Below are 22,199 nucleotides of genomic sequence, written 5' to 3'. Positions count from 1 at the left end.
GATGCAGACACCTCCGGATATCACGACTATCGTCCTCGCCACCGGCAACAGGGACAAGGTACGGGAGCTGCGCCCGCTTCTGGAAAGCATTTCAGCCCGGTTCAGGGTAACGACCCTCATGGATGAAGGCATCGAGGTCGATATCGAAGAAACGGAACAGACTCTGGAGGGCAACGCCATCCTGAAAGCCCGAGCCATCTTCGAGATGCTTTCGGCGAAGTTCCCCTCCATGATCGCCTTTGCCGACGATACAGGCCTTGAGGTAGACCAGCTCGGCGGACGCCCTGGAGTCTATTCTGCACGGTTCGCCCCGAGGCCGGAGGGAGAAAAACCCTCCTACAGTGACAATGTCCGTCACCTCCTCCAGGAGATGGAGGGGAAAGTGGAACGCAGTGCCCGGTTCCGGACGGTGATCGCCCTCAAGGGAACCATCCCCGGCCACGATGACGGCCGGGTGTTCGAACATATCGAGGAGGGTGTGGCAGAGGGAAGCATCACCACGGCACCCGAAGGCAAAGGCGGATTCGGCTACGACCCGGTATTCAGGTCGGAAGCCACAAAAAAAACCTTTGCCCGGATGACTCCCGAAGAAAAAAACACGATCAGCCACCGCGCTCTGGCCGTCAAGCGGACCATCTCCTGGCTCCATACCATCACCAATACACAACCATGACCCTCATCCAGGCAATCCTGCTCGGCATCATCCAGGGACTGACGGAGTTCCTTCCCATCAGCAGCACGGCCCACCTCCGCATCATCCCCGCCCTTGCGGGATGGGAAGACCCCGGTGCCGCATTCACGGCCATCATCCAGATCGGGACGCTCGGTGCCGTCATGCTCTATTTCCGGCGCGACATTCTCTCTATCGTAAAATCCGTCGCAACCGGGCTCTGGAAAGGAAACCCGCTCCATGACGGAGAGGCAAAAATGGGCTGGATGATCGCCGCCGGCACCCTGCCGATCGTTGCATTCGGACTGCTTTTCAAGCATGAAATCGAAACAACCCTCCGCTCGCTCTACTGGATCAGCGGAGCCCTCATCATCCTTGCGCTCGTGCTCTCCCTGGCGGAATGGAAGATAAAAAAGCGGCTGGAAGAGGGACATCCCCTCAAATCGATGGAAGACATCGGCTGGAAAGAGGCGCTCCTCATCGGGCTTGCGCAGGCCATCGCCCTTATCCCGGGTTCATCGCGCTCCGGCACCACCATCACCGGCGGCCTCCTGCTGAATCTCTCACGAGAAACCGCAGCAAGGTTCTCCTTCCTGCTCTCCCTTCCGGCCGTCTTTGCCGCAGGCGCCTTCGAACTCTACAAGACCTGGGATCTCATCACTGCCGATCCGGGCAACATCATGAACCTCGCCGTCGCGACCATAACCTCCGGCATTGTCGGGTACCTGTCGATCGCGTTTCTATTGAACTACCTCAAAAGCCACACCACAAGCATCTTCATCGCCTACCGGCTTGCAGCAGGAGCGGGACTCCTCCTGCTGCTTGGCGGCGGCACCATCCTGCCCTGAAACAGCCCGGGCACAAAGAGCCCATTGAGCGGCATGCCGGGCCCCCTGATGCAACTTTTTAGGCTGCAGAATAATTCTGTTTTCTACCAGACAGTGGTGAATTTTTCTTATATATAGAGATATAGGCCTTAACCCTTTAATACCATACAGCCATGCCTCCGAGCTCATCCGGCGCAGGGCATAATGGCTTTGAAAAAGCAGACTTACACATACACACCAAATGTTCGGACGGAATCCATACACCAGAGGAGATCGTTGATAAGGCAGCCTCAGCCGGGCTGTCAGCAATCAGCATCACAGACCATGATTCCGTAGCAGGTATTGACAAAGCAAAGCCATCAGCCTCAGCCAAAGGCATAGAGCTCATTCCCGGTGTGGAGATGAGCTCGACATACAAGGGCTACGACATTCATGTCCTTGGATATTTTTTCGACCACCGGCACCCGGCCCTCACGGGATACCTGGATCACTGCCGGCACCTGCGCACCGAACGGGCGGAGCGCATGGTGGGCAAACTTGCCAAAATGGGCGTAAAGATTGGTCTTGACCAGATTATTCTCAAGGCCCAGAACGGCAGCGTCGGCAGGCCGCATATCGCGGCGGTGCTGCAGGACGGAGGATATGTGAAAAGCTTCAGCGAAGCGTTCAGCAAGTACCTCGGAGCCCACAGCCCAGCCTACGTCAAAAGCATCGAAACGCATCCGGCGGAGGTCATACGGCTCATCAATGAAGCCGGGGGACTCTCTTTCCTTGCGCATCCGGCACAGAGCGCTCCCGACGAAATCCTCAAACAGCTGATTACCGTGGGGCTCGACGGCATTGAAATCGTACACCCCTCGCACGACAGCTACAAGCAGAACTATTACCGGGAAATCGCCAACGAGTACTTCATGCTCTTTTCGGGAGGATCGGACTACCACGGCCTCAAGGATCGGGATGATGACACGTTCGGCAGGGTGACGATTCCGGGTGACTGGGTGGAGAAAATGAAAAGCAGGCTGGTCAAGGCCTGAGGGACCCCTGATTGGTGAATTGCCCGATTTTTGCTATAATCCGGACTCATTTTACTGGCCTCACCGCTCCGGCGGTGCCTGCCGCATTGTACCTTTAGCCATGCCAGCAACCCACATACGGAACATGGGGCACCACCTGACCCTGCGGATCAAAGGGTTCTTCCTCACCATGCAGGACTTTTTCTTTTTTTCCGTGCGGGCGTTTGCCACCATGCCGAAAATCCGGCGCTACTGGCGGGACTTCCTCGACCAGGCGGCCATCTGCGGAGCAGACTCCATCCCCATCGTGCTCGTCAGCGCCATCTCCATCGGCTCTCTGCTTGCAATCGAAGTCGGCAACCTCCTCGAGGACTTCGGGGCCAAGACCATGCTCGGCCGCTCCACATCCATTTCCGTCATCCGCGAGCTCGGTCCCCTGCTTATGGGCCTCATGCTCTCCGCCCGGTTCGGTTCGCGTAATGGAGCAGAGCTCGGAGCAATGCAGATCTCAGAGCAGATCGATGCACTCAGGGCTTTCGGCACTGACCCCGTAGCCAAGCTCGTCATGCCGCGCCTTCTGGCCGCACTCATCATGTTCCTCCCGCTGACGGCCCTCTCAGACTTTGCCGGCCTGTACAGCGCGGCCTATATGGCCGAACACTACCATCACCTTGACCCCGGCATTTTCTGGAACTCGGTATACCCGCGGCTCGCCTTGAAGGATTTCGTCGTCGGCTTCGCAAAAGCTCCGGTGTTCGCCGTCATCATCACCCTCGTCAGCAGCTTCAACGGGTTTTCAGCCAGCGGAGGAACCTCCGGCGTCGGCCGTTCCACCATCAAGGGAATCGTTGTTTCATCGGGACTGGTACTGATCGCCAATTTCTATGTTTCAAAGATCGTCCTGGAAAACATGTAACGGCATGATTGAACTACGCAATATCAGCTTGAAATACGGTGAAAAGGAGATCCTGAAAAACGTCTCCCTCACCATTGAAGACAACACCATCAAGGCGATCCTCGGACCGAGCGGCGTCGGCAAGAGCACCATTCTGAAACTGATGCTCGGACTGATAAAGCCAACCTCCGGCCAGGTGTTTGTCGACGGCACGGATATTTCCGCAATGAAGGAGTCGGAACTCTATCCGATCCGGAGGAAAATGGGCATGGTGTTCCAGGGCAACGCCCTCTTCGACTCGATGAGCATCAGCCAGAACCTCGGATTCTTCCTCCGTGAAAACCTCAACCTCCCAGAAAAGGAGGTTCAGGAAAGGGTAACCGAACAGATCCAGTTCGCAGGGCTTGAGGGCTACGAAGAACAGCTTCCCGAAAGCCTAAGCGGCGGCATGCGCAAGCGGGTTGCCATCGGCCGGGCGCTGATATTCAGACCTCACATGATCCTCTTCGACGAGCCGACAGCGGGGCTTGATCCCGTCAGCTCGAAAAAGATCCTGACGCTTATCAGCTCCCTTCGACACCACAACAACCTCGGGGCGGTGATCGTCACCCACATCATCGATGACGTTTTCAATGTCGCCGACTGCGTGGCGGTACTCTATCAGGGCGGCATTATTTTTGACGATGCCACCAGCAAACTGCACGGATCGGACCATCCATTCATCCGATCCATCCTCTCCGACAAAATTCTTGAACTGTAACACCAAACGAACAAGCGGGCATGAGAAATCCCAACGCACTGAAATGGAGCGACCTGAAGACCGGCATTTTTTTCATCTTCGGCATAGGCTTTGCCGCCTATCTCGGGCTGGTCATCGGAAAAAACAGCAGCCTGTTCACCGGAGTGACCACCGTAAAGGTGCTGGCTGGAAACATGCAGGGTCTGACTGAAAACAATTTCGTGTCGGTATCGGGCAAGAAAGTCGGAACCGTCTCGAAGATGGAGTTCACCAGCCAGAATGACTCGCTTCTCGTGGTAGCCGATCTCAGGATCCGAAACGAATACGCAAACCTCGTCACCAAGGACTCCAAGGCGACCATACGCTCGCTCGGCGTGCTTGGCGACAAGTACGTGGACATCATGACCGGAAAAGGCGAACCGGTCCAGGACGGCGACTTCATCGCACTTGACGCCAACGACGGCATGGCGGGGCTGACCACAGGAGCATCAAAGGCACTGGAGAACATCAACACCCTTCTCGAACAGCTCCAGAGCGGAAAGGGCGTTGCCGGCAGATTGATTTCCGATGAGAAAATGGGCAGTGAACTTGTCGCTACCATCAGCAGCCTCCGCAGTACAGCCGACGAGCTTGCAACCGTCTCACGCAAAGCCTCGAGCGGCAACGGCCTGCTGCCGAAACTCATCAACGACCCGAAGCTGGCAGACAACACCACCGATGCAATCGCAAAGATCCAGCACGCGGCCGCCACCACCGACTCCCTGATGACTGCCATCAACAGCGGCGAAGGCACCCTCGGCCAGCTGCGCCGGAACCCGGAACTCTACGACAACCTGACCAAGGCACTCTCATCGCTCGATACCCTCATGGTGGACCTCAAAAAACGGCCCGAACGGTATGTCCGCTTCACGCTTTTTTAGGCCAGTAACACTCGCCTTTCTTCTTTTCATGACATTCGGCCCTGCAGCGTTTCCGCTCCGGGCCGAAGAGTTTGATTTCACTCCTGTACGGCGACTTATGCAGGAGGGGGTCGATGAAAACGTCTTTCCAGGAGCCTCCATCGCCGTCATCTACCGAGGCAACACAATCTTCCATGAAGCCTTCGGAACCATCGGATGCGGACTCAGCCCCAAGCCAGCCTATTCTTCCACCGTCTACGACATTGCATCCCTGACAAAAGCTGTCGCCACGACTGCCGCCATCATGCAGCTCGTTGAGCGCGACTCGCTCAAGCTCGACCAATCTGCAGCCGGATACTTCCCGCCATTCGGCCGGAACGGCAAGAACGACATCACCATCCGCCAGCTCCTCAACCACACCTCCGGACTGCGGCCGCATGCATGGTATATCAAAACCTGCTCCACCCCGCAGGAACTGATTGCAGCAATCTGCAACGACACGCTCCTGACCAAACCCGGAACCGCCACCGCCTACAGTGATAACGGGTTCATCATCCTCGGCACGATTGTGGAGCAGATTACGGGAAGAAGCCTCGAAGAGAATTTCCGCGCCCGTTTCAGTACGCCGCTCGGTATGCAGTCGACATCCTTCAACCCATCCGGGGAGATGCTGCGCAGGGTAGCGCCGACCGGACGCGACAGCACATGGAACACAAAGATCGGGCCCCGTCCACTCGTCAATGACCAGAACGCAGCAATCCTCGGAGGTGCGGCAGGCCATGCCGGACTCTTCTCCAGCACCGGCGACCTCATCCGTTTCACCCTGATGCTCATGAACGACGGCAGGCAGGACGGTGTAAGGTATTTCCGGCAATCCACAATCCGCCAGTTCACCAGGCGAAATGGCAACGATGAAAGAGCACTCGGCTGGGACCTCCGTTCACTGGAAGGCTATGCATCCACCGGAAGCTGCTTCTCGAAGGACTCATGGGGCCATCTCGGCTTCACAGGCACCAGCCTCTGGATTGACCCCCGGAAAGATCTGGCGGTCATCATGCTCAGCAACAGGGTATGCCCCAGTTCCGAAAACAGAAAAATCAGGAAGTTCCGCCCGAGGCTGCACACCACGGTTGCCGAATGCCTCGGATACAGCTGCAGGGAGGAAAAGCCCATCGGACCACCAGCCAACCCATAACTGCACCGAGTATATCGGCACCATGATTTAATCATTGTCCGAATCGGCTCCACCCGAATCACCTCCGTCAGAACCACCCCCACCTGCCGCCAGCGCAACAATGCCGCCAATCAGGGCAAGCCCCCCGATGATCAGAAAGAGATTGGGCCCCTGCTTCCGATCCTCATCCTTTTTCGCTAGAGCGGCATCCATATTCTGCTGCATCTCCGAATGTCTGGCATCAACGGACATCTCATCTTCGAAAATTCCGCTCTTCACTTCAGCAGCACCCTTCTGCGCCATAGACTCTTTGCTCAACTGCAGCATTTCCCGGCTTACCCGCGCCTGATCGAGCTTTAACTGAATATCATCAGGATCCAGCTGAATTTCGGCTTTCACGTAATACTCCGTTCCGTCCCAGCTCTCTTCGAGAATCTGCGTTTTTGTCACACCTGCCGATATGGCAGTGATATCCTCCGTTGTGAGGCTGTCAACCCCCTGATCCGTCTCCTTCTTTTCAGTATTCAGGGTACTTTGGACATAGGCGCCGGTCTCCTTCAGAAGCAGTGCGTTAACCTGCTCGAGAGCCGCATTCCGGCTGCTCACCTTGCTGTCCTTGTCGCTGGCGCGATACCGGTACTCGCGTATAAAGGTTTTCTCGGCGGCATCGGCCACAGTCGCCATCATCAACGAGGTCACAAGGACCATAACCATTGAAGTCTTTGCTATCTTTGCTGTCTTTGCTGTTTTATGCAAGTGCTCTGAAAAAATGTAGCGCATGGGGACAGGGGAGGTCTTGAGTTATTGGATAAATATGGCGCAAATGCATAGCTGCAAGGCTGCTGTTATTGGATTTTGATTGCACCGGCCATATATTAACAATTGTTACGGTAAAATCAAAAGACCGAAACACCACGACATCACTGAAATTCTCAATAACCCCAATAGAAGAAAACCAATGAAAAATACCGTTCTGACCATACTCGCGCTGAGCATGATCCTCTTTACCGCCGGTTGCGGCAGCACTAAAATCCAGGAGACAAAACTCGGGAAGGCACCTGGATGGTATGACGACATCCACAAGGACAACGACTATATCTTCGCCGCCAACACCCAGCGTTCAAGGGACCTGCAGCTGGCCCTTGACAAGGCAACTGCTGCCGGCAGGGCCGAAATCGCAAGAAAGGTTGCCGTACAGGTCAAATCAATCCAGAAGCGATTTATTGATGAAGTGGGAAACGGCATGGACTCGAAAACCGGTGATCTCTTCTCTCAGGTCGAGAAAAACATTGCGTCTGAATGCCTTGCAGGAAGTGTTGTAACCAAACAGAATATCGTCAAGGAAGGTGAGTTCTTCAGGGCTTACGTCCTTGTTAGCTACCCTGTCGGCAAAGCCAATGCGGAATTCCTTGAAAGCATCAAGAGCCGTGAGTACAGCCTTACCCGCATGCGCGCCACCAAGGCGTTTGCGGAACTTGAACGGGATGTCGAAAGGTATGAACAGCTGAAGAAAGCACAAAAGGAGGACGATGCCCTCAGCCGCAGCAATCCGGAGACGAGCGATGAAAGCACCGCTATAGAAAAAAACGGAGTGAAAGAAGGCTGAACAACAAAAGAAGCGCAGCCCTCCTGACTTCACCACTGTCGGCCGGAATGGAACCCACTTAAAAACAAGTCATTATTTTTAAGTGGGTTAGTGTTTTCTGATTCGCCAGTATCCGCACGAATGCTCTCTTTTCTCCATGCGTGGGAACTTGACAGTCCGAAAGGTTAAAACCGCCTCCGGTGCAACCGCCGTTCAGGTGGTGCGCAATGAAGGGAGGAAGCGTGTCATCATCAAGCATGTCGGCAGCGCTCATAATGAGCGTGAATGCGAGGTCCTGCCTGCAAGGGCGGAATCCTATGGCGAAGCGCATCAGAGGCAGCCCGGCATGTTCGCCGGGACACCGGCGCCACCTTCATCATCACTCTTCCAGAACGCCCTTGCCCACACCACCCTCATCAGCCTCACCCGTCAGTTTTCCCGCAACACCCTCTTTGCCTGCGCCCGCAAATGCGGCCTTGGCCGATTGCCGGAGCTGTATCTTGATCTGGCACTCATGCGCATCATTGAGCCGACCTCAAAGCTCCGCACCCTGGAGCTCCTGCAACGGTACTTCAACGTGTCCTACCTCAAACGGACAGCCTACCGCACGCTGTCGAAGATCCTTGAGCATCAGGAAGAAATCGAAACCGCTGCCATCCAGACCGCCTGTAATGATCTGAAGGAGAACTTCTGCCTGGTGCTGTACGATGTCACCACGCTGTACTTCGAATCCTTCAAGGAGCACGACTTTCAAAAACCGGGCTTCTCCAAGGACAACAAACCCCGGCAACCGCACATCGTCATTGGGCTCATCACCACCCGTTCGGGTTTTCCGGTGATGCACGAGGTATTTGAAGGCAATACCTTCGAAGGCAATACGATGCTGGATGCCGTCCACCGCTTCCAGGAGCGGGTCGGAGAAACCAGGCCGCTCATTGTAGCCGATGCATCCATGCTCTCGACAGCCCGTATGCAGCAACTTGAGAACAAAGAGTATCGCTACATCGCAGGTGCACGGCTGGCAGATACCTCGATTGGATTCATTGAACAGATCCACAACGAACTGCCCCGCATGGACACCGCATCAAGGCGCTTCAGCTATGCATATGCCGAGCAGAAAGTCTCCGTCATCTGCGAGTTCTCTGAAGCACGCTACAAAAAAGACAAACGCGAGTTTGACAAGCAGGTGGAGCGGGCACTCAAGCTGCTTGAGCGGAACGAAACCGGTCGGCGGGCCAAGTTCTTGAAGAAGTCCAAAGAGAAGGGCAAGCCATTCGTATTCGATACGGCCCTGCAGGCAAAAGCAGAGAAGCTGCTGGGCATAAAAGGCTATGTCACCAACATCCCGGAGCAGGAGATGCCTGACGCTGAAGTCGTTGCGAACTACCGGGATCTCTGGCATGTCGAACAGGCGTTTCGGATGAACAACCTGGAGCTGAAAGCCAGACCTATCTTCCATCACACGAAGGAGGCCATCCGATCGCATATACTCGTCTGCTTCATGGCCATGATGATGGGCAAATACCTGGAGATCAAAACAGGGCGTTCGTTACGACAGATCCGGGACGAACTGTGGCGGGTTCAGGAGGCCAATATCCGTGATGAGCTAACCGGGGAGGTGTATGTCCTTCGAATGGATCCAAACGAACTGGCGAACAGCGAACTCATCAAACTATTGGATCCAGAGTTTCCGCACTGATTTGGCGAAGTCAGGAAAGCATCAAGAGCCGTGAGTACAGCCTTACCCGCATGCGCGCCACCAAGGCATGTGCGGAACTTGAACGGGATGTCGACAGGTATGATGAACAGCTGAAGAATGCCAGGAAGGCTGACGATTCCATCAGCAACAACAGAAGCGCAGCCCTGGATCTCTCCGTCAGGAAAAGATCCCGCCCATCGGTACGATTGGCAGCGGAACAGAACGGACCCCTTCGTTTCTGAACACAGCGTTTGCAGCCATACGGCCGGTAAACGCTGCCGCCTCCATGAGAAAGACCGGTGCATCGACCCGTACCCAGTCTCCGGCAAGGAAGAGGTTCGGGAACGGGGTTTCCGGTCCCGGGCGTCCGGCGTGTTCACCCGGCGCCCAGCGTGTGAAATTGGACTGCACCATGAACACTTCATGCAGTACCGAGGCCTTGAGGGTTTCCGGGAAAAGGCTGTGGAGTTCCCTGAGCATGGCCTGGCGGATTTCATCATCAGAGCGCATGTCTTCAGGCGCAATGGCATAGGCATGCAGTTCAACGACACTTCCCCCCCGCTCTCCTGCCCAGCTGATGAATGGCTCCTGAAACGCCGAATAGATCGACACTGAATCGGTGTAGGTGTACCCTGAGACCGTATAGAACGGGTACCCCTCGCCTTCCAGCGGCCGATCGAGCCAAAGCCGGTAGACTGCATAAGGATCAGCCTCGCCCAGTGAAGCAACGGACTTTTCGAATGCCGGGCTTGACAGCCCGGAGCGCTTGACGATATCCTTCGTTCCACGAACATCTGCGGCAAGAACGCAATACTCGCATTGCAGCACTTCGTCACCGCCCGTTTCGCCTGAACGGAGCACCAGGGTCCCGCCCTCCAAGGTCACCGAAAGCGGAGGAAGCGGTGTTGGCGGTGGGCCGCCGATGGGCTCACCCGAAGCGTTGAAACGGCCTGCGTGGCAGGGGCAGTAGAATCCATCTCCCGAAGGATCGGGTGATACCGGGCAACCCATATGGGTGCAGCGGCCATCAAGAGCGCGGTACCCCGACCCTTCCCTGGCGACCAGAACGGGCACGCCTTCACGGCTGAGCATCGACACCCACCCCTCATCGGGAATCGAAGCCCCGTCGACGTGAAGAACCAGCCCGCCGCTTGCCGGGCCACCGATACGGACTCCTGAAATGCGGGCGCCGTCATGCTCGAGCCGAAGCACCCGGTGCCCGGCCAGCACCCTTACCCCGAGTTCCCTGAGTTTGGACTCGAGCGGGTTGATGATGGCCGTCATGCAGTCGCGGTTGGTGATCCGGAATGCAAGCCCTTCGGGACTGCCCATGAAATAAAAATGAAAATAGCGGATCGCTTCGGCAGCCGAAAGCACCTCCATCCTGTTCATCGTGGCATCAGCGAACGGATGCAGCACCGTGTCGATGAACGACGGCAATATCTCCCCACGGCGGCAGTACTCCATGAAATCAATGCCGTCCAGTTCGGCGAATGTTCGGCTGTAGTCGTAGCGGAACATGTCAACCACCGGAGGAAGTCCGCGGTACTGGCGCAGGAATGATGCAATATCAAGCGAGCGGGACTGGCTGACGACCGAAAGAATGTTGAAAGGGAACACTTTCGGAGTCTGTCCGTATATTTCGCGCGGCCTTTCTTTGAACATCACCGGGTAGCCGGGAGAAGCGTCGAATACCTCTTTGGAGATGCCCGCCTGCTCGAACATCGCATTGAGGTTGTAGTACTGGTCAAAAAAACCATGAAATCCATGCTCGACAGGAAATCGGCTCCCGAGCGCATCAATCTCCCATCCGGTGAGCTTGCCGCCGAGTGAGGTGGAGGACTCGACGAGTGTCACCTGCATCCCTTTTGAGGCAAGCTCCATGGCGGCCGAGATGCCTGCAAGACCCCCGCCGATCACCACACAGTTCCTCGGAACTGCCGGCCCCTCAGCCCCTCCAGCAGAACCCCGCCCGTCTTCATACAGCTCTTTCCGGGGTTGGAACGAGCCCACGAGGCCTGCGGATGCTGCGCTTGCAACACCAAGACCAATGCCCGTGCGTGAAAAAATCTTCCTGATAAAATCCCGTCGGTCCATACAAAAATGGGTAATGTCCTGAAAATATCCTGCGGCCGCAGAGGGCTATATCCTGTAACTTAAGAAGAATCGACGCATTCGCCTATATTTCATTATGCATGAAGCTCCCACGACACTGGCCCGAAAGATCAGACAGGAAGCTCTCCGGCTGGGGTTCTCTTCCATAGGCTTTGCCGCTCCTCCTCCAGGATTCCTGGCTGTTGAACGCTATGACGAGATGCTGAGGGATGGCCGTCACGGTGAGATGACCTATCTGGAAACAGGCGCTCCGGCACGCCGGCATCCCGAAAGCCTGCTCCCGGGCCTTAAAACCGTCATATCACTGGCCGTCAGCTACCGCCACAATCCCCCCGGCGGCAGGGCGAAACTGTCGCGCTACGCCATGATCGCAGACTACCACACGGTGGTGCGGAAAAAGGCCGAAGCCCTCCTGGACTGCATTGAACGGCTGAGTGACTCAAAACCGAACGCATACATCGCCGTGGACGGAGCCCCGGTTCTCGAAAAGGAGTGGGCCGAACGCTCCGGCATGGCAAGAACCGGAAAAAACACACTCGCAATAGTCCCCTCGGCCGGCACCTTCGTCTTCCTCGGCGAACTCCTGCTCGACATTGAAATCAGGGAGGAGCGCCCCCTGCTGCCGAACCTCTGCGGCAGCTGCACGAAATGCATTGACGCCTGCCCGAGCGGAGCGCTCCTTGGACCGGGAAAAATCGACGCACGCCGCTGCATATCCTACCTGACAATTGAGCTGAAACGGGAGTTCACTGCTGAAGAATCAGCAATGATCGGCCGGAACCTCTTCGGCTGCGACACCTGCCAGGAGCACTGCCCCCATAACCAGCGACCGGCCATCAATCCAGACCCTGCCTTCTCCCCCAGAAAGGAACTCATCGGACTCGAACCCGAAAGGATCCTCCAGCTGACCCGGTCAGGATTCAATGCACTCTTCGCCGGCACGCCGATATGGCGGATAGGGCTCAAACGGCTGAAACGCAACGCCCGGGCCGTACTTGCCAATGAACAACGCAGTTCCTGACGAAAACAGCATGGAAACGACTGACATACTCTGGATAATCTCTGCCCTCCTTCTCATATCCGGTTTTGCCGGACTCCTCGTGCCCGCACTGCCTGGAGTGCTGCTGGTGTTTGCGGGGCTGGTGCTGGCGGCCTGGGCTGAAGGGTTCGCTGTTGTAGGATGGGGGACCCTTTCCATCCTTGCGGCCCTCACCCTGGCCGCATACCTCTTCGATATGCTTGCCGGCCTGCTCGGCGCCAAACGGTTCGGCGCAGGCAAAGCAGGCCTTATCGGCGCAGCAGCAGGAACAGTTGCCGGTGTTGGGTTCGGCTTGCCGGGCATTGTGCTCGGCCCCTTCATCGGTGCGGTGATAGGAGAACTCTATGCAGAGAATGGCCTCCGTGAAGCTGGCATGTCGGGCCTGGGGGTCTGGATCGGCATTGCGCTCGGCACTGCCATCCGGATAGCCACAGCCTTCATGATGGTCGGAATCTATCTTCTGGCCCGCTTCATGTGAACTGAACTCCCGCCTGGCCTGGAGTGACGGGCAGATTTTTTTGCATCTCAAGCTTAGCCCCCTCATCCAGTAATGAGTATTACCGGTTAATAGCTGAACTGGAAAGCATAATAACCGGACCCCATCGCATAACCTCCCGGGAGAACAGGATCGATTGCGGCCGTCCGGAGGCATATCATAATCTGGACTGAAATGGCATAGAACCACTAAAGCCCGACGATGCGGGCTTTAGATTGATCGATGAACTTTATCGTTTGCTCAGTGCTTGAAGTGGCGCATGCCGGTGAAGACCATGGCGAGGTTGTTGGCATCAGCCGCCTCGATCACCTCGTTGTCACGGATGGAGCCACCCGGCTGGATTACCGCAGTGACACCGGCTTCGGCTGCGGCAAGCAGGCCGTCGGCGAACGGGAAGAAGGCATCGGAAGCCACAACCGATCCATGGAGGTCTAAATTGACCTCCGAAGCCTTCCATCGTGCGATCTTCGAGGAGTCAACTCGCGACATCTGACCGGCTCCCACGCCGAACGTGCGACGGTTCTTAACGTAGAGGATGGTGTTGCTCTTGATGTGCTTGCAGATTTTCCATGCGAACATGAGGTCACCGAGTTCCTCCTCGGTCGGCTGGCGCTTCGTCACCACGTTGAGGTCCTCCCTGGCAACGATCTTGCTGTCGCGCTCCTGCACGAGCATGCCGAACGGAGTGGACTTGAACTCCCATCCGCCTTTCGGAAGTGCCTGCTTCTGCACGAGAAGCCGGCGATCCTTTTTCTTCATGAGCAGATCGAGCACGCCCTCTTCATAGGAAGGAGCGATGAGGATCTCGGTGAAGATGCCGTTGACCGCCTCTGCCGTCACCATGTCGAGCGGGCGGTTGAAGGCGATGATGCCGCCGAAGGGTGCCTGGGTGTCGGTTGCAAACGCATTGTGCCATGCTTCGACGAGCGTCGGGGCCTGTGCGACACCGCACGGGTTGGTGTGTTTGATGATGACAACCGACGGCTCCTCTCCCCGGAACTCCTCAACGAGTCCCGATGCCGCAGCAATGTCGAGCATGTTGTTGTAGGAGAGCTCCTTGCCGTGGAGCTTCTCGAAATAGTCTCCGAACGAGCGGGTTCCCTCGCCGTCGGTGAGGGTGTAGAATCCCGCGCTCTGGTGGGGGTTCTCGCCGTAGCGCATGTCGAGTTCGCGCTCAAGCTTCACCGTCATGGTCTCGGCTGCAGCGGGAGCGGCACCTTCAGCCCCGGTGAGGTACCGGGCGATTGCACCATCGTAGCGGGAGGTCAGCTGGAACACCTGGCGGGCCAGGCGAAGCCTGGTGGCACGAGTGGTCCTGCCGCCGGAGGAACGCATCTCTGCAAGGACGCAGGGGTAATCGGCACTGTCGGTAAGAACCGTGACCGACTCGTTGTTCTTGGCTGCGCTGCGCAGCATCGAGGGCCCTCCGATGTCGATATTCTCGATGGCATCTTCGAAGGAAACGCCGGGCCTGGCGACCGTCGCTTCAAAAGGATAGAGGTTGACGACAACCATGTCGATGAAGCCGATGCCGTTCTCGACTGCCTGTGCCACATGATCCGCATTGTCCCTGACTGCAAGCAGGCCGCCGTGGATTTTCGGATGGAGGGTCTTGACCCGTCCGTCCATGATTTCGGGGAACCCTGTGATGAGGGAGATCGAGGCCGCTTTGACTCCGGAATCCTGCAGGGCTTTGAGGGTACCCCCGGTTGAAAAAATCTCAACGCCGAGGGAGGAAAGCTCGCGGCAGAAGTCGACGATGCCGGTTTTGTCGGAAACCGACACCAGCGCCCTTTTGATAAGCGGATCAGACATTTGAGGAATGGTTATCTTATGGTATACTTGCAGTGAGGAACAGCTTTATGAAGCGGAAATGTAAGAAAATATTCAGGAAATGAGTAACCCGAAAAGACGGCTTGCGGTGTTCTGCTCCGGAACGGGAAGCAATTTCATGGCGGTCCACAAGGCCATTGCGGAGCGCAGGCTCCAGGCCGAGATAGTCCTCTGCATCTCCAACCGCTCACAGTGCGGAGCCATGGAGTTCGCCCGCCGGAAGGGAATCGACACTCTCCATATTTCGGAGAAACAGTTCAACGGGCAGGAAGAGTTCGCCCGGGCAATGATCCAGGCGCTGGAAGCGTACGGCATAGAGACCATTCTGCTTGCCGGCTACATGCGCAAGATCCCGGCAGAAGTCACCGTGGCATACCGGGGCAACATCCTCAACATCCATCCCGCACTCCTGCCGAAATTCGGCGGGGAGGGCATGTACGGCATCCATGTCCATACGGCGGTCCTTGCCGCCGGGGAACAACAGAGCGGGGCGAGTGTGCACTTCGTCGACGAAGAGTACGACCGGGGCGAAATCCTCCTGCAGGGAACGGTGCCCGTGATGGAGGGAGACACGCCAGAAACCCTTGCGGCACGAGTCCTTGAGTGCGAGCACCGCATCTACCCCGAAGCCCTCGAAAAACTCCTTCTGCGCTTCAGGCAATGACGGGCACCATCCTCCAGATCAGCGAAATCTTCCACTCCATTCAGGGAGAGTCATCCTTTGCCGGCTGGCCATGCACCTTCATCCGGCTCGCCGGCTGCAGCCACGGCTGCCGTTACTGCGACACAACCTATGCCAAAACGGCAGAACGCCGGCTCTCGATAGGCGACACCATCGATGAAGCCCGCCGCTACCATGCGCACCTCATCGAAGTGACCGGCGGAGAACCGCTCGAGCAGCCTGCAGTCCACAAACTGCTGCACGCTCTCTGTGACGGAGGAGGAGGCGTCATGCTGGAAACCGGCGGGTTCCTTTCCGTCCGGGATGTCGACCCGAGGGTACATAAGGTCATTGACCTGAAGCCACCCTCTTCGGGCAGGGATAAAGAGAATTGCATGGAAAACATCGACATTGCCCTCAATGCGGGAGAGGGTGAGAGAAAACGCTATGAGTTCAAGATCGTTGCCGCCGACCGGGAGGACTACCTCTGGGCCCGCGGTATCCTAAAGGACACCAGGCTTGCCGAAGCCTGCACCGTCATGATGGGGCCGATAGCCGGAACAATCCACCCATCCGAGCTGGCCGGCTGGATCCTCGAAGACCGGCTGCATGTCCGCATGCAGCTGCAGCTCCACCGGTACATATGGCCCGGCATGGACCGCGGGGTATAGCCGCAGCGATCCAGCCCGGGGACGTTTGGCTCCATCGGGAGGAGTTTGTACCTTTCTGTCAATCGCTTACTCAACATATAGTCGTCCCCGTGATCACACTCTCCGTCGTCGTACCATTCTACAATGAACGGGAATCAATCCCGGAACTCGTCGGAGAACTTTCCGGCGCCCTGTCCGACCCCCTGCTTCACGGCCTTTTGCCTGAACCATTCAGCCATGAAATCATTCTGGTGGACGATGGTTCGACCGACGGCTCAGGCGAGGCGGCAAAAGCGATTGCAGAAACGGTGCCGGAAGTAAAACTCATCTCATTCAGGAAAAACTCCGGGAAAACAGCGGCCCTTTCAGCCGGATTCAGGGCAGCGGAGGGACTGTTCATATGCACCCTCGACGCCGATCTTCAGGACGACCCCCGCTCCATACGCCCCCTGCTCGAAAAGCTTCTTGAGGGCTACGACCTGGTCAGCGGCTGGAAACTTCACCGGAACGACCCCGTCACCAAAACGGTCCCCTCCCGCATCTTCAACGCCGCCACACGCCTCTTCACCGGCGTCCGGCTGCACGATATCAACTGCGGCCTGAAACTCTACCGCCGCGAAGTGCCCGAAAGCATCGAGCTGCACGGTGACATGCACCGCTACATCCCGGTGCTTGCTGCATGGAAAGGGTACCGGATTGCTGAACTGCCCGTCCTGCACCGCAGGCGCCGATACGGCCGCACCAAATACGGATCGGCACGCTTCCTCAAAGGGCTGTTCGACTTCTTCGCAGTCCTCTTCATCACCCGCTACTTCCGCCGACCCATGCATTTCTTCGGTATGGCGGGCCTAGTCAGCTTTCTGCTCGGATTCAGCGTCAGCGCTTACGTCACCCTCGACAAAGTCCTCAACAACCGCTACATCAGCAACCGGCCGATCCTTTTTCTCGGCATCCTCCTCCTGATCCTCGGCGTCCAGCTTTTCTCAACAGGCCTTCTTGGAGAGATGCTCTCGACAACCTCCGGCGCGAGGGAAAGTTTTCTGATCCGTGATACCCTGAACCTCACTCCGGAACAGCAACAAAAGATTTCAGAATGAAACGGTTAGGAGCTCATGTCAGCATTGCTGGCGGCATTGAAAACGCCCCCTTGAACGCACGGGCAATCGGTGCCACGGCGTTCGCTCTCTTCACGAAAAACCAGCGGCAGTGGAAATCTCCGCCGCTCCTTCCCGCTTCAATCGAGGCCTTCAGGCAAAACTGTGCCGACGGGGGGTTCGAGATGCGCCACATCCTCCCCCACGACAGCTACCTCATCAACCTCGGCAATCCCGACCCCCTGAAACTGGAACGCTCACGTGCTGCGTTCATCGACGAAATGCAGCGGGCAGAATCTCTGGGGCTTGAGCTATTGAACTTCCACCCCGGGAGCCATCTCAACCTCTCCACTCCGGACGAGTGCCTCCGCCGCATCGCAGATTCGATCAACATGGCTCTTGAACACTCGAGTTGCGTGACCGCCGTCATCGAAAACACCGCTGGACAGGGAACGAACCTTGGGAACCGTTTCGAGCAGCTCGCAGCGCTGATTGAAATGACCGACGACAAGTCACGTGTAGGGGTCTGCCTTGACACCTGCCACCTCTTTGCCGCCGGCTACGACCTCGCAACAGCGGATGCGGCAGGAGAGACCTTCAGGGAGTTCGACAGGGTCGTAGGGATGCGGTACCTGAGGGGCATGCACCTCAATGACGCACTGCACCCGGTCGGCAGCCGGCTCGACCGGCACGCATGTGTGGGAAAGGGAAAAATAGGGCTGGACGCATTCCGCCTCGTCATGCAGAGCCCTGCATTCGAAGAGATCCCCCTCATTCTTGAAACCCCCGACTCGGACGGATGGGCGGAGGAGATCAGAATGCTCTACGGCCTGCAGTAGAGAGCCGGAACGTTACCGGAGCACGCGGGATGCGGAGTGCAGGTACTTCGAGACCGAGAGTGCACTGCCGAAGAGGCCGAGTATGATACCGAGCAGGGCAACTGAAGGGTACGCCAGAAGGGCGGAACTCTGCAGCACGAGATAGAGGCCGGGCTCATAACGCTGGAGCACCTGCTCGAAAATAAGGGCGAGCGCGCCCGAGGCCAGCAGTCCGGCCAGAAGGCCCTCGAGGGCACCTTCCAGGAGGTATGGGGAAGCAATGAACGAGGCGGAAGCACCGACAAGGCGCATGGTCCGTATTTTTTCTTTCCTTGAGTACATGGCCAGACGGATGGTGTAGCCGACCATCACCACGGTCGCCATGGAAATCAAGAGGCCGATGGAACCGGTGATGATGGTGAAGAGGCGGGCGTTCTTCTCAATCTCAAGAAGAAATGCCTTGTTGTACCGGATATCGGATCCGGGGGCAATGCTTCGCACGGCAGCCATGATGGGCTGAAGACTGTCGGGAGTAGCATACGCCGGATGAAAGCGGAGCCGGATTGAACGGGGCAGGGGGTTCGAACCGAGTATGGTGACGACGTCCTCTCCGAAATCCCCGGTAAAGATCTTCCGGGCCTCATCCTTGTCGATGAACCGGCTCTCTTTGACACCCGCGAGATCCTGCATCTTCATGGATGCGGCGCGGGCTTCCGCGGCGGGCATGGCATCGCTGAAAAACACTTCCAGTTCCACCCGGCCGCGAAGCTCCTGGATGATGTCATAAAACCCGAGGGAGACGGTACCGAAAAGCCCCAGGAGAACAAGGGCGAAAAAGCTGATCGTGACGGTGAGGGCAGCGGGCACACGGGCTCTCGAGATGCCTGAAAACCCTTCCCTGACAATGAAGCGGAGTGACATGGATGAAAGAAATGGAATGCTTGGGGTTGAAAGCGACTTTCTGCAATATTCTGCAGGTTTCAGAACCCCCTATCTGGGGTTACAGTAAAAGAATCAGCAAAACTAGTTGCAAAAACAAGTTTTTTTTCTTTTAATTAAAGCTTCCAATCGGGGCTATAGCTCAGTTGGTAGAGCATTTGCATGGCATGCAAAGGGTCAGGAGTTCGAGTCTCCTTAGCTCCACCCCGAAAAAAAAGCGCAGGCGCACCCGCCCGCGCTTTTTTTTTGTCTCCACCGCCCCTCAGGCCTTCTTTCCAATGCCCGAAAGAAAGAACACCAGGCCCACAAGCAGCGAAGCCGAAAGCCCCGCACCGATATTGTAGAACGATGCCAGAAAAACCACGGAAAGACTCAGGGCCGAACCTGCCGGGAACAGTTCCGAGGATGCAGTCCAGGTAAGGGCAGTCAGGATGGTGAAGAAAAATCCCGTGGCGATGCTTCCGGAAAGCGAAATGAACACCTTTTCGCCGTAACCGCCCTTTACCGCCTCCCACCTCCGGATCTGGCTGTTTGCACCGGGGTCCAACGCCATTCTGGCAGTCATTGCAATAAGGGCGAATGAGACCAGAAGCACCGCATGCATGCCATAGACATTGAGGACTGCCTCCCCCGAAGGATCGAACAGGCCGCCAGCGAGCTGCTGCGAAGCCAGCCGCAGCATGTAGACCGAGGTAGCATAGAAAACGGTACCCCAGAGCAGCGTGATGGCAAGCCATAGGGCGGGGCTGGGAACGGTCGGAGCTGCGGAAGTGTTTTTCATGATGTCAACGGGTATAAGGGTTGCGGGTTTTCGTGCAATATGGCACTATAACAGCCGATAGCTGCAGGTAATTCCCATAGGTGAGAAAAACCCCCTTCAGGACGCAATGCCACAGAAGTGATTATTTTCAATTTTGGGTTTGAAGTTTCACTTGGCAATCGCCATTTTATGGTGCTCGGAAGTTTACACAAATTTAACACCCCCAAGGCCTATGTGTGGAGTTTTCGGCATCTTCAATTCAAAAACTCCTGCGGAAGACACCTTCTATGGTCTGTATTCCCTTCAGCACCGGGGACAGGAAGCAGCGGGGATTGTGGTTGCTGACTACAGCAAGGCCCGGAAAAAGACAATCTTCAAGCAGCACAAGGGCATGGGCCTCGTCTCGGAAGTCTTCCGCGACGAAACAGTCTTCGACACCCTCAGTGGCTATGCGGCAATCGGCCACAACCGTTACTCGACGACCGGCTCGGCCAAGTCGACGAACAACATTCAGCCGTTCTCCCTCATATACCGCTCCGGAAGTCTGGCCATAGCCCACAACGGCAACCTGACCAACGCCAGGAAACTCCGCAACGAACTGACGGAACTCGGAGTCATCTTCCAGGCCTCGTCCGATACCGAAATCATCCCGCATCTTGCCGCACGCAGTCGTGAAAAGGAACCCGTGCAGCAGATCTACGAAGCGCTCCAGCAGGTTCAGGGAGCCTACTCGATGGTGCTGCTCGCCAACAACCAGATGATCGCAGCCCGCGACCCTTACGGGTTCCGGCCGCTGGCGCTCGGCAAGAAAACCGACCCGCTCACAGGTGAACTCGCCTACGTCATTGCAAGTGAAACTTGCGCGTTCGACATCATCCAGGCTGAATACATCCGCGACATCGAACCCGGAGAAATCCTTCTCATCGACCACCTTGCGGTGGCCAACGAAAAACCGACATCACTCTTTCTCCCCCCCTCTGAACGCAAGGCGCGCTGCATATTCGAATACGTCTACTTCGCACGCCCCGACAGCTTCATATTCGGCAACTCGGTCGACAAGGTCCGCCGCAATCTCGGAAAGAACCTTGCCCGGGAGTCATCGATCGAACAGACTCCAGGAGAGAAGGAACTGACCGTCGTCAGCGTCCCCGACTCGTCAAACACCGCCGCACTTGGCTTCGTGCGCGAAAGCAACCGGGCGGGCCGCCCAGCCCGCTTCGAGCACGGGCTGATCCGCAACCACTATGTTGGAAGAACGTTCATCCAGCCCGGCATACAGAGCCGGGACATCAAGGTCCGCTCCAAATACAACATCGTCCGGGGCGTCCTTCAGGACCGGCCGATCATCCTCATCGACGACTCAATCGTACGGGGAACGACTGCAAGGATGCTGATCAAGCTGATCCGCGAAGCCGACCCGAAGGCCATTCACCTCCACATCAGCTCGCCGCCGATCACCAATCCCTGCTTCTATGGCATGGACTTCCCCACCAAGCGCCAGCTGCTCACCCACATGTTCGACTCGATTGAAAATGAGGTTGACGAGATCGAAAAGATCAGGGAGTACATCGGTGTCGACACCCTCACCTATCTCTCGATGCCGGGGCTTATAAACAGCGTCCCCTCTTTTGAGGGCGAAAGCTGCAGCTATTGCACCGCATGCTTCAGCGGAGACTATCCCATCCAGGTCAACGAAGCGACCACCGACAAGGAGGAAAACGACTAGAGACACGGCAGCCCCCCCCGCCCCGCTCCTCACTCCTTCGACGCAGAAAGCCCGTCCCGCATGCTGGCATGCTGGACGGGCTCTCTTGTGTTCGGCGCGTACCCGGTTTTCTGAAGGACGGAAGGGTCCGCCTACTTTTTCCCCTGCTTGAACTCGATGCGGACTGCGGTATGCGGAACGGCTTCGAGTCGTTTCTTCGGGATGGGCTTGCCGGACTTGATGCAGATACCGTAGGTGCGGTTGCGGATCCTGTCGAGCGCCTGGTCAATGTAGCCGATGTATTTCTCGTCACGGGCGATGAACATGAAGCGCTGCTCACGATCCATGGTTTCAGTGCCGTGGTCGGCCATGTGCATGGAGTAGTTCGAGTTGATCGAATCCTCCACGTTCTCGTCCGAAAGTGATGAGCGGAGGATGTCGAGGTCGCGCAGGACCTCCTCACGACGCTTCAGGAGAAGCTGGCGGAAATGTTCAAGCTCCTCGTCCGTCAGATAGGTCTTGTTGAGCACCGGTTCCTCAATGATCTCCTGGTCCTTTTTTGATGCACTGCTGCTTTTCTTGGTCATA

General features: G+C 56.8%; 22 protein-coding genes and 1 tRNA gene. 17 read left to right on the top strand and 6 right to left on the bottom strand.

The genetic code is table 11. The features are described from left to right. Window position 1: 1 nt before the first annotated feature. From rdgB to PLUT_RS02280, 7 genes are all read left to right on the top strand, one after another. Entirely contained in the window at window positions 2-673 is a 672-nt protein-coding gene (gene rdgB, locus PLUT_RS02310) for an RdgB/HAM1 family non-canonical purine NTP pyrophosphatase (protein WP_011357208.1), read from the top strand. Beyond that, window positions 670-1,518 carry an undecaprenyl-diphosphatase UppP gene (gene uppP, locus PLUT_RS02305; RefSeq protein ID WP_011357207.1) on the top strand — a complete coding sequence of 283 codons (849 nt, stop codon included), beginning with the start codon at window positions 670-672 and terminating at the stop codon, window positions 1,516-1,518. Before rdgB ends, uppP begins: the two co-directional genes overlap by 4 nt. 152 nt (window positions 1,519-1,670) lie before the next feature. Beyond that, a complete protein-coding gene (locus PLUT_RS02300) occupies window positions 1,671-2,531 on the top strand; it encodes a PHP domain-containing protein (RefSeq protein ID WP_011357206.1) in 861 nt (286 codons plus the stop codon). 100 nt (window positions 2,532-2,631) lie between these two features. Next, a complete protein-coding gene (locus PLUT_RS02295; protein WP_041463745.1) occupies window positions 2,632-3,426 on the top strand; it encodes an MlaE family ABC transporter permease in 795 nt (264 codons plus the stop codon). Between the two features lie 4 nt (window positions 3,427-3,430). Then, the gene (locus tag PLUT_RS02290) at window positions 3,431-4,165 is read left to right on the top strand and encodes an ABC transporter ATP-binding protein (RefSeq protein WP_011357204.1); all 735 of its coding nucleotides are present in this window, start codon (window positions 3,431-3,433) and stop codon (window positions 4,163-4,165) included. A gap of 20 nt (window positions 4,166-4,185) precedes the next feature. Next, window positions 4,186-5,064 (top strand): MlaD family protein, encoded by an 879-nt coding sequence (locus PLUT_RS02285; protein ID WP_011357203.1) that lies wholly within the window; start codon window positions 4,186-4,188, stop codon window positions 5,062-5,064. Window positions 5,065-5,092: 28 nt separating this feature from the next. Beyond that, complete coding sequence (locus tag PLUT_RS02280) at window positions 5,093-6,238, top strand: serine hydrolase domain-containing protein (RefSeq protein WP_011357202.1); 1,146 nt, start codon at window positions 5,093-5,095, stop codon at window positions 6,236-6,238. 27 nt (window positions 6,239-6,265) lie between these two features. Here the strand turns inward: PLUT_RS02280 and PLUT_RS02275 are convergent, their stop codons facing one another. Continuing rightward, the gene (locus tag PLUT_RS02275) at window positions 6,266-6,997 is read right to left on the bottom strand and encodes a hypothetical protein (protein WP_041463743.1); all 732 of its coding nucleotides are present in this window, start codon (window positions 6,995-6,997) and stop codon (window positions 6,266-6,268) included. Window positions 6,998-7,175: 178 nt separating this feature from the next. Here PLUT_RS02275 and PLUT_RS02270 point away from each other — a divergent pair, with 178 nt between their 5' ends. Together PLUT_RS02270 and PLUT_RS02265 are read left to right on the top strand one after the other, a co-directional pair. After that, window positions 7,176-7,823, top strand: coding sequence for a hypothetical protein (locus PLUT_RS02270; protein ID WP_011357200.1), 648 nt, complete (start codon window positions 7,176-7,178; stop codon window positions 7,821-7,823). Window positions 7,824-7,959: 136 nt separating this feature from the next. After that, entirely contained in the window at window positions 7,960-9,501 is a 1,542-nt protein-coding gene (locus PLUT_RS02265) for an IS1634 family transposase (RefSeq protein ID WP_011357199.1), read from the top strand. Window positions 9,502-9,678: 177 nt separating this feature from the next. Here the strand turns inward: PLUT_RS02265 and PLUT_RS02260 are convergent, their stop codons facing one another. Next, entirely contained in the window at window positions 9,679-11,598 is a 1,920-nt protein-coding gene (locus PLUT_RS02260; protein WP_011357198.1) for an FAD-dependent oxidoreductase, read from the bottom strand. Window positions 11,599-11,692: 94 nt separating this feature from the next. Between PLUT_RS02260 and queG the strand changes: the two genes are divergently transcribed. Together queG and PLUT_RS02250 are read left to right on the top strand one after the other, a co-directional pair. Further along, window positions 11,693-12,637 (top strand): tRNA epoxyqueuosine(34) reductase QueG, encoded by a 945-nt coding sequence (gene queG / locus PLUT_RS02255; protein ID WP_011357197.1) that lies wholly within the window; start codon window positions 11,693-11,695, stop codon window positions 12,635-12,637. Between the two features lie 10 nt (window positions 12,638-12,647). After that, window positions 12,648-13,133, top strand: coding sequence for a DUF456 domain-containing protein (locus PLUT_RS02250; RefSeq protein ID WP_041463998.1), 486 nt, complete (start codon window positions 12,648-12,650; stop codon window positions 13,131-13,133). 258 nt (window positions 13,134-13,391) lie between these two features. Here the strand turns inward: PLUT_RS02250 and purH are convergent, their stop codons facing one another. Continuing rightward, window positions 13,392-14,966, bottom strand: coding sequence for a bifunctional phosphoribosylaminoimidazolecarboxamide formyltransferase/IMP cyclohydrolase (gene purH, locus PLUT_RS02245; protein WP_011357195.1), 1,575 nt, complete (start codon window positions 14,964-14,966; stop codon window positions 13,392-13,394). Window positions 14,967-15,045: 79 nt separating this feature from the next. Between purH and purN the strand changes: the two genes are divergently transcribed. The 4 genes from purN to nfo all read left to right on the top strand — a co-directional run bounded on the left by purN (window position 15,046) and on the right by nfo (window position 18,228). Continuing rightward, window positions 15,046-15,648, top strand: coding sequence for a phosphoribosylglycinamide formyltransferase (gene purN / locus PLUT_RS02240; RefSeq protein ID WP_011357194.1), 603 nt, complete (start codon window positions 15,046-15,048; stop codon window positions 15,646-15,648). Then, a complete protein-coding gene (locus tag PLUT_RS02235; protein ID WP_011357193.1) occupies window positions 15,645-16,316 on the top strand; it encodes a 7-carboxy-7-deazaguanine synthase QueE in 672 nt (223 codons plus the stop codon). The genes purN and PLUT_RS02235 overlap by 4 nt, the downstream gene beginning before the upstream one ends. A gap of 89 nt (window positions 16,317-16,405) precedes the next feature. Then, window positions 16,406-17,392, top strand: a complete 987-nt coding sequence (locus PLUT_RS02230) for a glycosyltransferase family 2 protein (RefSeq protein WP_011357192.1) — start codon at window positions 16,406-16,408, stop codon at window positions 17,390-17,392. Beyond that, entirely contained in the window at window positions 17,389-18,228 is an 840-nt protein-coding gene (gene nfo / locus PLUT_RS02225) for a deoxyribonuclease IV (RefSeq protein WP_011357191.1), read from the top strand. The genes PLUT_RS02230 and nfo overlap by 4 nt, the downstream gene beginning before the upstream one ends. A gap of 12 nt (window positions 18,229-18,240) precedes the next feature. Here nfo and PLUT_RS02220 read toward each other — a convergent pair whose 3' ends face one another. Next, window positions 18,241-19,128, bottom strand: a complete 888-nt coding sequence (locus PLUT_RS02220) for a cell division protein FtsX (protein ID WP_011357190.1) — start codon at window positions 19,126-19,128, stop codon at window positions 18,241-18,243. Window positions 19,129-19,277: 149 nt separating this feature from the next. Here PLUT_RS02220 and PLUT_RS02215 point away from each other — a divergent pair. After that, window positions 19,278-19,350, top strand: a tRNA-Ala gene (locus PLUT_RS02215). 58 nt (window positions 19,351-19,408) lie between these two features. On the opposite strand, the gene PLUT_RS02210 is transcribed toward PLUT_RS02215, so the two are convergent. Continuing rightward, a complete protein-coding gene (locus PLUT_RS02210) occupies window positions 19,409-19,927 on the bottom strand; it encodes a hypothetical protein (RefSeq protein WP_011357189.1) in 519 nt (172 codons plus the stop codon). A 211-nt stretch (window positions 19,928-20,138) separates the two neighbouring features. Between PLUT_RS02210 and purF the strand changes: the two genes are divergently transcribed. Next, complete coding sequence (gene purF, locus PLUT_RS02205) at window positions 20,139-21,632, top strand: amidophosphoribosyltransferase (RefSeq protein ID WP_011357188.1); 1,494 nt, start codon at window positions 20,139-20,141, stop codon at window positions 21,630-21,632. Between the two features lie 131 nt (window positions 21,633-21,763). On the opposite strand, the gene PLUT_RS02200 is transcribed toward purF, so the two are convergent. Further along, window positions 21,764-22,198 carry a TraR/DksA family transcriptional regulator gene (locus PLUT_RS02200; protein ID WP_011357187.1) on the bottom strand — a complete coding sequence of 145 codons (435 nt, stop codon included), beginning with the start codon at window positions 22,196-22,198 and terminating at the stop codon, window positions 21,764-21,766. Window position 22,199 lies beyond the last annotated feature (1 nt).

Origin of the sequence: Pelodictyon luteolum DSM 273 (assembly GCF_000012485.1) — a bacterium.
Classification (GTDB): Bacteria; Bacteroidota; Chlorobiia; order Chlorobiales; family Chlorobiaceae; genus Chlorobium; species Chlorobium luteolum.
Note: the sequence above shows the minus strand (reverse complement) of the source record. Positions and strands in the feature narration are given on the sequence as shown.

Coding starts and splice junctions, on each gene's coding strand:
- PLUT_RS02275 (WP_041463743.1), bottom strand. CDS start 6,997: ATGCGCTACATTTTTTCAGAGCACTTGCATAAAACAGCAAAGACAGCA.
- PLUT_RS02295 (WP_041463745.1), top strand. CDS start 2,632: ATGCCAGCAACCCACATACGGAACATGGGGCACCACCTGACCCTGCGG.
- PLUT_RS02250 (WP_041463998.1), top strand. CDS start 12,648: ATGGAAACGACTGACATACTCTGGATAATCTCTGCCCTCCTTCTCATA.
- PLUT_RS02235 (WP_011357193.1), top strand. CDS start 15,645: ATGACGGGCACCATCCTCCAGATCAGCGAAATCTTCCACTCCATTCAG.
- purN (WP_011357194.1), top strand. CDS start 15,046: ATGAGTAACCCGAAAAGACGGCTTGCGGTGTTCTGCTCCGGAACGGGA.
- PLUT_RS02270 (WP_011357200.1), top strand. CDS start 7,176: ATGAAAAATACCGTTCTGACCATACTCGCGCTGAGCATGATCCTCTTT.
- nfo (WP_011357191.1), top strand. CDS start 17,389: ATGAAACGGTTAGGAGCTCATGTCAGCATTGCTGGCGGCATTGAAAAC.
- purH (WP_011357195.1), bottom strand. CDS start 14,966: ATGTCTGATCCGCTTATCAAAAGGGCGCTGGTGTCGGTTTCCGACAAA.
- PLUT_RS02200 (WP_011357187.1), bottom strand. CDS start 22,198: ATGACCAAGAAAAGCAGCAGTGCATCAAAAAAGGACCAGGAGATCATT.
- PLUT_RS02265 (WP_011357199.1), top strand. CDS start 7,960: ATGCGTGGGAACTTGACAGTCCGAAAGGTTAAAACCGCCTCCGGTGCA.
- PLUT_RS02290 (WP_011357204.1), top strand. CDS start 3,431: ATGATTGAACTACGCAATATCAGCTTGAAATACGGTGAAAAGGAGATC.
- PLUT_RS02285 (WP_011357203.1), top strand. CDS start 4,186: ATGAGAAATCCCAACGCACTGAAATGGAGCGACCTGAAGACCGGCATT.
- purF (WP_011357188.1), top strand. CDS start 20,139: ATGTGTGGAGTTTTCGGCATCTTCAATTCAAAAACTCCTGCGGAAGAC.
- PLUT_RS02260 (WP_011357198.1), bottom strand. CDS start 11,598: ATGGACCGACGGGATTTTATCAGGAAGATTTTTTCACGCACGGGCATT.
- PLUT_RS02210 (WP_011357189.1), bottom strand. CDS start 19,927: ATGAAAAACACTTCCGCAGCTCCGACCGTTCCCAGCCCCGCCCTATGG.
- queG (WP_011357197.1), top strand. CDS start 11,693: ATGCATGAAGCTCCCACGACACTGGCCCGAAAGATCAGACAGGAAGCT.
- rdgB (WP_011357208.1), top strand. CDS start 2: ATGCAGACACCTCCGGATATCACGACTATCGTCCTCGCCACCGGCAAC.
- PLUT_RS02280 (WP_011357202.1), top strand. CDS start 5,093: ATGACATTCGGCCCTGCAGCGTTTCCGCTCCGGGCCGAAGAGTTTGAT.
- PLUT_RS02220 (WP_011357190.1), bottom strand. CDS start 19,128: ATGTCACTCCGCTTCATTGTCAGGGAAGGGTTTTCAGGCATCTCGAGA.
- PLUT_RS02300 (WP_011357206.1), top strand. CDS start 1,671: ATGCCTCCGAGCTCATCCGGCGCAGGGCATAATGGCTTTGAAAAAGCA.
- uppP (WP_011357207.1), top strand. CDS start 670: ATGACCCTCATCCAGGCAATCCTGCTCGGCATCATCCAGGGACTGACG.